Below are 10987 nucleotides of genomic sequence, written 5' to 3' on the forward strand. Positions count from 1 at the left end.
TTGAATGAAAAAACTGTCAAGAGCAGTAGAACCAGGGCACAATGCATAAGGCTCTCGCAATTTTCATGGGCGGGGGCGAATAGTGCTCCTATTCATGAAGGTTTAACCATATATACCGGTCAAAGCGCTGCCGTTGGCAATATGTTATATACGCAGGCTGTAACTCTCACGGCAAACCAAGACAACACGCTTACTTTATCTACACCTGCTAGCGTTGTCAGTGGTCAAAATTACACATTTACTGTGACCGGCACCAAGATTTGGTATCATGATGCAAACGCTTATGCTGGTGGCCAATTATATGACCAGACTGATGGTGGTGCTGGTGGTTTTGGTGATACTGGTACTGTAGACGCTTATTTTACAGCAACCATTGTATCAACACTTGCCCCCACCCCCACACCGCCTCCAGACCTCGGTACTTATTACAATATCGTCGTAACCAAGGCAGGTACAGGCAACGGCAGTGTAACAGGTGCCCCCTGTCGATAACCTGGTCAGGCAACACCGGTGTTGTGAATCGCCCCGAGTTCTCCTTCCAAACCCTTACGGCAGCCACATCCGATGGTTCAATCTTTGCGGGCTGGAGCGGTGACTGCGCAGGGACACTTGCAGGATGCACAATATCGATGATAAAGAATTATAACGGAAGTTCCAGATTACAGTGGCCGAGTTATCCCTATAAATCCTTTATACTCAATATTCTATGTTGCTTTATCTCAAAACTATTCGCACAAACAGTCCCTAACACTTCAGGTATTTGTATGCCAAGCATTTCTAACACTCTCTCAGCCAATCCTACTGGTTTTACCACCCTCGTAATTATTACACCTCCTATTTCCTCATCTATGCATACTACTTCATTTAAACTTGAAATTAATTCACTTGTTGGTTCTTCCATTTCACATGTTTTCTATATAGCACGTTTCGATTGGATTAAATACAAGATAATGGCATTTTACAGGGTCAAGGGGACTGGTCCCCTTGCAGGGGGTTCTGAAGGGGGGCGGAGCCGCCCCTTTCTTTCTTGTATTGCACACAATCGAAACGCTCTATAATACCCTTGCGTAGACATTGGTATATCAAGATGTGCAACGGTGCGAGATAAGGCATTGCCAAGACAGGATGGGCATAAGTATTGAGGGGGACAGCGCCCCCCAATTTTTTTTGATTTCCGGTTATTCGTCTGATTGATGCGTGCTGCTAGCAACAGGCCTGACGGGTCTTGTCTTTGGTGGTTCGGTTTTTTTGCTTTCCTGCGGTTTTTTTACAGGTTCCACCTTGCGGGGAGCTGGAGTGGTGGTTATTCCCTGCAGGATTTTTTTGGCTGTTTCGGCCTCCGTGCTTTTGGGGAATTCCTCTATCAGTTGTTGCAAAATAACCTTGGCAGTCCTTGGGTCCTTTATTTCAATAAAGGCCTGTGCCTGTTTCAACTTTGCAGCAGGGATTTTACTGTTACCCGGATATTTTTTTACAACTACATCGTAGCTAAGTATGGCGTCCTCATAGCTACCTTCTCTGTAGTAGGTTTCGGCAATCCAGAAGTGACTGTTGCCGGCAAGGGGGTTTGCCGGATTGTCCTTGATCAAGCGGTTAAACTTATCTCTGGCCTCTTTGAATTTACCATCCTGGAAGTCCTTGATGGCTGCATCATAGAGGGTCTTGACGTTACCATTTTCCGGTTGTGCCTGTGGTGTAGGAGGCGGAGGCGTGGGTTGAGGCAATTCACGATTCGCTTCGTTTCTGGGAGGGAGTACGGCCATGCCCTTCTGCTGCAATGTGGCGTCTATTCTGCCCATTTTCAGTTGCAGTTCTTTTATTTCATTTTCAATGTTCTCTATCTGCGCCTTAAGAACATCCCTGTCTGTTTTACCCTCTCCAAACATCTTGTCTACGTAGTACTTTCGCTCCTCGTAACGACCCTGTAACTGCTGCATCTCTTTGTTTAAATGCTCAAACCTGGAGTTCAGATTCTCCTGGCTTTCACGTATAGCGTCAGATACGTCGGACTTTGCGGGTTTTTGTTGCTGTTGTTGTTTTTGAGCCTCTACAACAGCCAAACGCTTCTTTACCTCCTGTAGTTCGTCTTTTTGGGCATACTGAGCGCTACGCAACGTATTGAGGTCATTTCTTATTTGGCTGTGATCGTCCGTTGACGCACAACCAACAGCAATAACTGACACCACTGCCAGCATGCATAGTTGCACCAATGGTCCTGGCTTATAACGCACTTAAACGCCTCCTGCCTGCAGTTACCTGCTGATTACAAAAGAAGCCCTTCTGTTCTTGGACCAACAGGTCTCATTGTGTTCAGGGCATAGGGGTTTTTCCTTACCAAACGTCACCGTCTCCATTCTCATTGCCGGTACTCCTGAGGATACCAGGAAAGCCTTTGTAGCCTGTGCCCTCTGGTCTCCCAGTGCGAGGTTGTATTCGCTGGTGCCTCTTTCGTCGCAATGCCCCTCGATGAGAATACTCACCGAGTTGTGGGTTAACATCCAATCTGATATCTTACGCAGCATTGGCTTGGCCTCATCCAGTATGTCAGACCTGTTGTAGGCAAAGTTGACGTTCTTAAAGACATTCTGCATTGCCGCCCTGATTTCCTCTTCCGTCAGTCCTCTGTCCTTGATCGAGTCTTTGTCAATCGATGTGGTATCGCCTCCGTCCTTTGAAGTGTCTTTAGGGCTGACATCCTTATCCCTGCTGGTAGTGTCCTTAGGTGGTGGTGGGGGTTGATCAGGGACTACAACCTCCTTTTGTGCGCAGCTCACTATAAAGAGCACTGCAAAAATCAAAACTGCCAAACGTTTCATTCAAAAACCTCCGTTAATTGTGTGACCATGAAGGGCCAAGGGCCCTTATATTTTTGGGTGATATCCTGTGTTGTCCTTCTCCGTTTACAGTCATCGCATAGACACCCTTTACGCCGTCCCTGTCCGAGGTAAATACTATGTATCTGCCATCGGGTGAAAACGCCGGCTCTTCGTTGGTGCCTGCACTGGTCAGGACAGTAAGGGCAGAGCCATCGGGTTTTATCGTGGCTATTTGAAACCTGCCCCCTGCCGTCATACAGAAGGTGATCAGATCGCCTGCCGGTGACCAATCAGGGGCCGTGTTATAGTTGCCTTCAAAGGTGAGTCTTCGGGAATCGCTGCCATCGGAGTTCATAATGTACAACTGTGGGGAGCCGCTCCTGTTGGAGACATAGACTATCTGTCTGCCGTCGGGTGAGGAGGCCGGTGAGACCTCTATGGCATCGGCATATGTCAGCGGAGTCAGCACCTTGGAGTTAAGCTGTAGCATGTAGATGTCCGGGGAACCCTTACTGGAGGAAGACAGCAGTAAAGCCTTGCCGTCCGGAGTAAAGTCCCCGACAAGGTCGGTTGCCTTAGAGGAGAATACCTCCGTTTCGGAGGCCGTGTCAAAGTTCAATAGGTTGATAGTCCATTTCCCTTTCTTCATGGCGGAGTATGTTAACCTCTTGCCGTCGGGTGACCAGCGTGGTCTGGCAATAAGGCTGCTCTTTTTGACGATTTTCTTTATGCGTTGTCCGTCAAAGTCCATGAGGTATACAGACCTGCCCTCACCACTGTCGTAACCGACAAATGTGATCCTGGTACTGAATATCCCCTTTTGACCTGTGATTGCCTCATAGAGGTCATCGGCTATTTTGTGTGCCAGGGGGCGCAGGAGGTCCTTTCTGGTTGAGTAGTTCTTTTTTAGTATATTCCTTGCCTCAACGACGTCGTATACCGACACCGTCACACTGAGGGAGGAGTCGGAGGTTGCCTCAAAGACGCCCTTTACCACGGCATCCACGCCAAGCGGTCTCCAGTTATCCGGATTAAACGGCGTATCCGACGTCTCAACAAAGGCATTCTTATCGACAAGCGAAAAGAGATTTGTAAACTGCAGGTCGGACTTTACGATATCCGACACCCCGGTTCCCTCTGCAATGCCGGTAAAGTCCTGTACGGCAATGGGGAGCTTCCGCCCCCCCGGGGAGGTTACATCGATGTAGACCCTGCCCTGGGCCACGCTGTCTGCACACAGCACCAGCAGCAATACGAACAGTTGTAATGTGTTCACTAAGTTTGACTTCTTCATGGGTAAAACCTTATGGCGACCTCCATGTTTTCCACCGGCGGCACCGGCAACGGAACCGCCTTGTTTACTGCACTGAGGCAGGAGCGGTCGTAGAAGGTATTGCCGGAGGACTTATCGAGTTTTACATGTTCAACCTTGCCGTCCTTTGTGATGCTAAAAAAGACGATTGCTTCCAGGCCCTTTTTTGAAGAATCTGGAAATATCCACTGCTTCCTGATCAGAGTTCCAATCAGGCCAATATATTGGGCCAGTATATCGTTGCTTTCAATTCCGTTGGGTGATTCATACAGGGAGGGGCTGCTACCGGGACGCTGCGTTGCCGTGTGAGTGTTGTTGGAACCGTTATCGGCCTTGAGATTTATCATAGAGCGCAGCTTGCTCTGCTGTTGCAGCTTTTTTTTGGCCTTTAGTGCCGCTATGGTATCTTCGACACTTACCGTAGGTTCTTTGGCCGTATGTTCTTTAGCCGTAGGCTCTTGGGGCTTTGGCTCCGGCGTTGCCTTGTCTTCCTTCTTGGGCTCTGTAACGGGTTTGTCCGGTTCCTTTTTGGCAATTGGTACCTCCTTGGGAATTGGCACGGTTTTTTCCTCTTTTTTTACCGGGGGTTCTTTTTTGGCTACAGGCTTTTGCATCTCCGGTTTCTCCACGCTAGGCTTTGTTGCAGGCGGTTTCAGTTCCGTTGTCTTTTTCACCGAAGGTTGGGAGGCCTTAGCCCCACCATCACCCACAGAGACAAGGCTTACTTTATACGCAGGGGGGATCAGCATCGGGGATTGCTTTTTTACCGTATAGGCTAACAGCGTAAACACCACCGCATGGAGTATAAATGACACCGCCGTGTTTGCCATCATATTGGGCTGTCTGCTGATATTGGGCTGTCTGGTTATAACCGGTCGTCGGCTGACATTTGGCTGCCTGCTGACATTTGGCTGCCTGCTGACATTTGGCTGCCTGCTGACATTTGGTTGTCTGTTCATTTTTTCGATTGTATCGGTTCGGTGACCATGCCGAGTTTTTCGATTCCTGCGGTCTTTATCTCTGCCATCAGTTCGGCCACCTTACCGTATGGGACGTCCTTATCCGCCTCGAGGTAGACATCGGGATTACGTGCGCTGATGGCCTTGAGTTTCTGCACCAATTGTTGCATGGTAAACTGCTCTTTGTTGAGATAGATATCGCCGGTCTTTTTTATGGTAATGGTAAACCTGTCCTGACTTGGCATAGACGTACCCTTTGTCTTTGGCAGGTCTACATCGAGTCCCTGTTTCATCATCGGAGCGGTCACCATAAAGATCACCAGCAACACCAGCATAACGTCCACCAGGGGGGTAACGTTGATCTCGGCAAGGACATGCCTATCTCTTTCTATCTTCATCCATCATCCCCTGAAAGAATGCCACGAGATCTTCGGCAAAGTCATCCATCTCTATATTGATTGTCCGCACTGTGCTCAGGAAGAAGTTGTATCCCATAACGGCAGGTATAGCCGCTGCAAGTCCGGCGGCTGTTGCAATGAGCGCCTCCGCTATGCCCGGGGCCACCACCGCCAACGACGCCGACCCCACCGAACCGATCCCCATGAAGGAGTTCATTATCCCCCACACCGTGCCAAACAACCCTATGAACGGCGTTGTGGAGCCGGTGGTTGCAAGAAAGGCCAAATACTTTTCGATCCTGGCGCTTTCAATGGAGCTGTATCTGCGTACTGCCCGTCTTAAGCCGTCTATGCCCTCGATGTCTCTGTCCTCATAGACAGACCTGTAGATGTTCGCCACCGGACTAAGAGTGCATGCCCTGGCCACCTTATTAAGCCCCGCGGCCTCCTTGCCGGCCTTGAAGTACCTCAGAAACGAAAGGGTCTCCCCCCTGGCCTTGGAGAAGAGCCTCCACTTGGTCAGGATTATACCCCATGATATGCCTGAAAACAGCAGCAGTGTCACCAATACTAGCTTTACGACCACCCCTGCCTGGAGCACTAAACTAAACGCTTTTTGATCCATAACTGTTATACCTTCTACTAAGAGGTATTTTAGTACAACGTCACTTAAAAGTCAACCGTGGTTTTTTCCCGCACACAGTCCGTCAAAAAAGTATCAAGGCCATCAACCTGTGGCATGTTTTCAAGTATGCGGCCAATGTATCCCCTCTCTAACAGCAGCCTGTGTGATGTGCTGAAGTTGAGATCGAATATCCATGACAATTGGAGCAGCTTGTAGTCATCCAGCGTGGAGACGTCCTTGAGGGCCACCATTTGCCGGTTGTAAATGCACCTCAGTACGGTATCACTACAGGTGCCAACCAGGGGCAGTCCAAGTGCCGCTGCCGAAGGGCGGTCTGCCTCATCGGTGTCGAAGTACTCGACAAACACGCGCCAGATGTCAAGTTTATCGGCATCACGGATGAGTTTCAGGTACGTCACGGTTTCGGTGTCAAGTTCGGGAGGAATCTTGTAGGCGTTGTGATACTTGACGGACTGCGTGAGGATGGCATACTCACGGCTGTTCATCTGCGCAAGCGGACCTTCCTTGATGAGGGTTTCCATGCCTAGGGCGCCGTGGTTGACCGAAATACTGTCTCTGAAGGTCTTGTACCGGGCATACTGTGGGAATCTGCCCACGTCATGCAGCAGGCCCACGGCTTCGGCAAGCACGACGCCCCCTTCGCCGTCGAGGTGCTGTCGGGCTATCAGAGCCATGTTTTCCCAAACGCTGAAGGAATGCCTCTCCTTTAACGCAACGTTTAACTGGTCCTCCCTCTCTGCACTGTAGAAGGATTGGCAAAAGCCCTTAAACCAACTCCTAAGTGCGACAAAGTCTTCTCTGTTCATCTTAAATATGTCTGTTGACTGCTCATCCTTATCGATATCGTAAATTGTTTTTGTACACAATAGTAGCATAGTCATGCACACAAAAAAAAGAGACGGCGTTGCCCCCTTCCTCCGCAAGTCTCTGAACTATATTTACCATGCGCTTTTTTTAAGATGATACCTTTTAGAGGGAACATTTATGGTATAATATTAAATTATGAGTGTCATGAGGGTGAGTGCTTAAGCAGAATTGAGCTCATCGGTCAAAAAATAAAAAAACGCAGGGCCGAAAACCCCTGTTATCTTGGACGGGTTGAGATAAATGGAATTAAAGGTATACTTAGACGAAAAAAAGAGGATAGTTGAGAATTTCCTGTTGGAATACTTCAAGAACAGTATCCAGCCGGTTGTTTTAGATGATGCGATGAAGTATTCGGTCTTTGCCGGTGGCAAGAGGCTACGTCCGGTGTTGTGCATGGCGGCCTATGAGGCATGTGGCGGTAACGGACAGGATATACTACCGCAGGCAGGAGCGCTGGAGTTGATACATACCTACTCACTGATACACGACGACCTCCCGGCCATGGACGATGACGACCTCCGGCGCGGTAAACCGACCAATCACAAGGTATATGGCGAGGCCATTGCCATCCTGGCGGGGGACGGCTTGTTGACGGAGGCCTTTCATATGTTCAGCCACAGCACCATGGTTTCGGATAGTGCCTTGCTTGCAGCCATAAGGGAGCTTTCTGCGGCGGCGGGACTCTATGGCATGGTGGCGGGTCAGGCGATGGATATAATTTCAGAGGGCAAGGTTCCGCAAATAGACACCCTTGAGTTTATACATCGCAATAAGACGGCTGCCCTGATTAGGGCATCTCTAATGATCGGAGGGATACTTGCGGAGGCCGATGAGCAAACACTTCAGGCATTTAGGCGCTATGGCGAAGGCATTGGATTGGCCTTTCAGGTGGTTGATGATATCCTAGACGTCACAGGCACCACCGAAGAACTGGGAAAAACAAAGGGGGCTGACGACTCCAGAGACAAAATGACTTATCCGGCATTATACGGCATAGAGCGTTCCAAAATAATCGCCGAAGACCTCATAACCGCCGCACTGGAGGCAATACAACCGATGGCTGAAAAGGCCGGTCGGCTCAGAGAGATAGCAACCTATCTCACAAGAAGAACCAACTAGGCAATATAAACATCAAAGACTAAGACGGAAGGGATAAAACTATAACGTATGCGATTAAAAGAGATAAAAACCCCGGCAAGCATCAAGCGCCTCTGCATCGAGGAACTTAAAGACCTGGCGCAGGAGATTCGGGAAGTGATCATCAAACAGGTCTCCTTAACCGGAGGGCATCTGGCCTCCAACCTGGGCGTGATCGAGTTGACCCTGGCGCTGCACTATGTGTTCAACTCCCCCATAGACAAGATCATCTGGGACGTCGGACACCAGAGTTATCCACATAAGCTCTTAACGGGCAGACTCGACAGATTCCCCACACTCAGACAGCACGGAGGTCTGTCAGGGTTTCCCAAGAGGGAGGAGAGTCAGCATGACCCCTATGGAACCGGTCACAGTTCGACTTCGATTTCGGCTGCCCTTGGGATTGTGGAGGGCAGAGAGCGTCTGGGGAGGGTCTTTAAGGTTATAGCGGTCATTGGCGATGGCGCCATGACGGGCGGGTTGGCCTTTGAGGGACTCAATCACGCCGGACACCTCAAAAAAGACATTATCGTTGTACTCAATGACAACGAAATGTCCATATCCAAAAACGTGGGTGCCCTCTCCTCGTATCTGACCAGGATCATGACGTGCAACATATACAAGAAATTTAAAAAGGAAACAAAGAGCTTCATCGAGTTCATCCCCAAGGTTGGAGAGCACGTCTCGCGGATTGCACAGAAAACTGAGGACACGCTTAAGTATTTCATACTGCCGGGAATGTTATTTGAAGAGCTTGGCTTTACGTATATAGGCCCAATAGATGGCCACGATATAGGGAAACTGATAGATGCCTTTGAGTGTATCAAGGACTCTACAGGACCAACGCTGGTGCATGTAATAACCAGAAAGGGTAAGGGGTATGAGTTCTCCGAGCGTTACCCGTGTACCTTTCATGGGGTTGGCCCCTTTGAGCCTGACACCGGCCAGTCCAAGAAGTGCCAGGCACCCCCTTCTTTTAGCGAGTTATTTGGTCAGGCCATGGTGGAGCTTGCCGAAGTAGACCCCAGGGTCATAGCAATAACGGCCGCCATGACCGAAGGAACGGGATTAGAGACCTTTGCCAAACGCTTCCCTGAGAGGTTTTATGACGTGGGTATAGCCGAACCTCATGCCGCAACCTTTGCCGCGGGATTATCGGTGCAGGGGCTGAGGCCGGTTGTGGCTGTTTATTCAACCTTTCTTCAGAGGGCGTATGACGAAATTGTGCATGACGTGTGTCTCCAGAAGCTGCCCGTAATCTTTGCAATAGACAGGGCCGGTATAGTGGGCGAGGATGGCCCAACTCACCAGGGACTGTTTGATATATCCTATCTGAGACATGTGCCAAACCTGAGCATAATGGCACCTAAAAACGGCTTTGAATTAACAGCGATGCTCAAACTCGCCATAAATCAAGGTCTCCCCGCTGCCGTCAGATTTTCCAGGGATAGTGTAGGCGAGGATATGGAGGAGTTCTGCTTACCCGTGCAGTATGGCAAGGCTGAGGTGATCATGGAAGGTAAGGACATAGCCTTTCTGGCAGTCGGTCAATGCGTCTTAAGCGCCTTTCTGGCAGCAAAGACTCTCAGGGCAGAGGGCATTGAGCCGGAGGTTGTAAACATGAGATTTATAAAGCCCCTTGATCACGAGTTCCTTGTATCTCTGTTTAAGCGCATAAAGTGTGTCATAACGGTAGAAGAAAACGTAGTAGCCGGAGGTTTTGGCAGTGCCCTCCTTGAGTATTTAAACTCGGCAGGAATAACAGACGTAACGGTAAAAATCATAGGCATTCCGGATGTATTTGTAGAGCACGGGCGACAGGATATCTTACGCCACATCTATGAACTCGATGCCAATGGCATATGTAAGGCTGCAACCACGCTATTGAAGCAGAGGCAGAATGTATGAGAAAATTGCAAAAAAATCCCATATCTCTGCCCTTCCACCATGGATATGTTGTCACCCCTGAGAAGAAATTATTAAAGACAACATAAAAATAGTTTGACAATCCTGCATCTGTCATGTATAATTAACATGTATGCGCCACTAGCTCAACGGCAGAGCAGCGGACTCTTAATCCGTTGGTTGAAGGTTCAAATCCTTCGTGGCGCACCAACAACCTCCAGCGCACAAGCTAATCCACCGAGTCTCACAGGGCATCATACGGTATCACCAGGTGTCGAAAATGCTCGCAATATGCGAACAGTGGATGCAGAAATGCACCCAAAACGCACCCACCCCCCGACCGACGGGGAAGGGCGTTTTCAGCTGTGGCAGTGATGCGCCCACTTGCACCCAAACCTGTGAACAAAACTTCACTGGATTTTCCGTTACACCATCAATTAGACTATCGGTAGGGTGATGACACCTCAGAAGAATAACGACAAGGAGGCACCGGACGGACATGGCAGATGGACAGCAGAAGGCGAAGGTGATCAGCTTCATAAACTTCAAAGGCGGCGTGGGCAAGACCTCTAACACCGTCAACATCGCAGGGGAATTGGCTCTCAGAGGACATAGGGTGTTGGTGATAGACATGGACCCTCAGGCTAACGCTTCGGTGTGGCTGATGGGGAAAGACAGTTTCTTAGGTATGTACCGACCAGGAGCACCTCAACGAAAAACAGTTTACTACCTTCTTTCAGCAGTAAAGAAAAATGCCACCTACAATATTAATAGCGCTATTACTAAAAACGCTTGGGATGGTATAGATAATATTAAGATTGATTTGCTACCTGCTGATTACGGTAGCACTCCAAACAAGCGTGGACGATGTATAAAGTATTGAAAAAAAGTGGTTTATGTGTAATAATATTTGTATGTAATAACACATGCAGAAAGGAGAAAGACAT

General features: G+C 49.1%; 12 protein-coding genes and 1 tRNA gene. 5 read left to right on the forward strand and 8 right to left on the reverse strand.

From position 1 onward, the window contains the following. Positions 1-492, forward strand: a 492-nt coding sequence (locus HWQ67_RS06745; RefSeq protein ID WP_218251916.1) for a hypothetical protein, incomplete at its 5' end; no start/stop codon positions are given. Between the two features lie 187 nt (positions 493-679). On the opposite strand, the gene HWQ67_RS06750 is transcribed toward HWQ67_RS06745, so the two are convergent. The 8 genes from HWQ67_RS06750 to HWQ67_RS06785 form a co-directional block, all read right to left on the reverse strand. Then, the gene (locus tag HWQ67_RS06750; protein WP_218251917.1) at positions 680-901 is read right to left on the reverse strand and encodes a hypothetical protein; all 222 of its coding nucleotides are present in this window, start codon (positions 899-901) and stop codon (positions 680-682) included. 277 nt (positions 902-1178) lie between these two features. Next, positions 1179-2231: a tol-pal system protein YbgF gene (gene ybgF, locus HWQ67_RS20180; protein ID WP_218251918.1), complete on the reverse strand. Its 1053-nt coding sequence runs from the start codon at positions 2229-2231 to the stop codon at positions 1179-1181. A gap of 21 nt (positions 2232-2252) precedes the next feature. Next, complete coding sequence (gene pal, locus HWQ67_RS06760) at positions 2253-2816, reverse strand: peptidoglycan-associated lipoprotein Pal (protein WP_218251919.1); 564 nt, start codon at positions 2814-2816, stop codon at positions 2253-2255. Positions 2817-2829: 13 nt separating this feature from the next. Continuing rightward, on the reverse strand, positions 2830-4092 hold the full coding sequence (tolB, locus tag HWQ67_RS06765) for a Tol-Pal system beta propeller repeat protein TolB (protein WP_218251920.1): 1263 nt from the start codon (positions 4090-4092) through the stop codon (positions 2830-2832). A 14-nt stretch (positions 4093-4106) separates the two neighbouring features. Next, entirely contained in the window at positions 4107-5087 is a 981-nt protein-coding gene (locus HWQ67_RS06770; protein WP_218251921.1) for a cell envelope integrity protein TolA, read from the reverse strand. Beyond that, the gene (gene tolR, locus HWQ67_RS06775; protein WP_218251922.1) at positions 5084-5485 is read right to left on the reverse strand and encodes a protein TolR; all 402 of its coding nucleotides are present in this window, start codon (positions 5483-5485) and stop codon (positions 5084-5086) included. Before tolR ends, HWQ67_RS06770 begins: the two co-directional genes overlap by 4 nt. Further along, on the reverse strand, positions 5466-6110 hold the full coding sequence (locus HWQ67_RS06780) for a MotA/TolQ/ExbB proton channel family protein (protein ID WP_218251923.1): 645 nt from the start codon (positions 6108-6110) through the stop codon (positions 5466-5468). The genes tolR and HWQ67_RS06780 overlap by 20 nt, the downstream gene beginning before the upstream one ends. Positions 6111-6154: 44 nt before the next feature. After that, positions 6155-6937 carry an HD domain-containing protein gene (locus HWQ67_RS06785; protein WP_218251924.1) on the reverse strand — a complete coding sequence of 261 codons (783 nt, stop codon included), beginning with the start codon at positions 6935-6937 and terminating at the stop codon, positions 6155-6157. A 301-nt stretch (positions 6938-7238) separates the two neighbouring features. Between HWQ67_RS06785 and HWQ67_RS06790 the strand changes: the two genes are divergently transcribed. The 4 genes from HWQ67_RS06790 (at position 7239) to HWQ67_RS06805 (ending at position 10923) form a co-directional block, all read left to right on the forward strand. Further along, complete coding sequence (locus tag HWQ67_RS06790; RefSeq protein ID WP_218251925.1) at positions 7239-8117, forward strand: polyprenyl synthetase family protein; 879 nt, start codon at positions 7239-7241, stop codon at positions 8115-8117. A gap of 48 nt (positions 8118-8165) precedes the next feature. Beyond that, positions 8166-10043: a 1-deoxy-D-xylulose-5-phosphate synthase gene (gene dxs / locus HWQ67_RS06795; protein ID WP_218251926.1), complete on the forward strand. Its 1878-nt coding sequence runs from the start codon at positions 8166-8168 to the stop codon at positions 10041-10043. 132 nt (positions 10044-10175) lie between these two features. Continuing rightward, a tRNA-Lys gene (locus HWQ67_RS06800) sits at positions 10176-10250 on the forward strand. 289 nt (positions 10251-10539) lie between these two features. Further along, a complete protein-coding gene (locus tag HWQ67_RS06805; protein ID WP_218251927.1) occupies positions 10540-10923 on the forward strand; it encodes a ParA family protein in 384 nt (127 codons plus the stop codon). Positions 10924-10987 lie beyond the last annotated feature (64 nt).

Origin of the sequence: Candidatus Magnetobacterium casense, assembly GCF_019173545.1 — a bacterium.
Lineage (GTDB): Bacteria > Nitrospirota > Thermodesulfovibrionia > Thermodesulfovibrionales > Magnetobacteriaceae > Magnetobacterium > Magnetobacterium cryptolimnobacter.

Bases quoted from the DNA above. Each gene is read 5' to 3' on its own strand.
- HWQ67_RS06750 (WP_218251917.1), bottom strand. From the start codon at position 901: ATGGAAGAACCAACAAGTGAATTAATTTCAAGTTTAAATGAAGTAGTA.
- pal (WP_218251919.1), bottom strand. From the start codon at position 2,816: ATGAAACGTTTGGCAGTTTTGATTTTTGCAGTGCTCTTTATAGTGAGC.
- HWQ67_RS06790 (WP_218251925.1), top strand. From the start codon at position 7,239: ATGGAATTAAAGGTATACTTAGACGAAAAAAAGAGGATAGTTGAGAAT.
- HWQ67_RS06770 (WP_218251921.1), bottom strand. From the start codon at position 5,087: ATGAACAGACAACCAAATGTCAGCAGGCAGCCAAATGTCAGCAGGCAG.
- HWQ67_RS06785 (WP_218251924.1), bottom strand. From the start codon at position 6,937: ATGAACAGAGAAGACTTTGTCGCACTTAGGAGTTGGTTTAAGGGCTTT.
- HWQ67_RS06780 (WP_218251923.1), bottom strand. From the start codon at position 6,110: ATGGATCAAAAAGCGTTTAGTTTAGTGCTCCAGGCAGGGGTGGTCGTA.
- dxs (WP_218251926.1), top strand. From the start codon at position 8,166: ATGCGATTAAAAGAGATAAAAACCCCGGCAAGCATCAAGCGCCTCTGC.
- HWQ67_RS06805 (WP_218251927.1), top strand. From the start codon at position 10,540: ATGGCAGATGGACAGCAGAAGGCGAAGGTGATCAGCTTCATAAACTTC.
- tolR (WP_218251922.1), bottom strand. From the start codon at position 5,485: ATGAAGATAGAAAGAGATAGGCATGTCCTTGCCGAGATCAACGTTACC.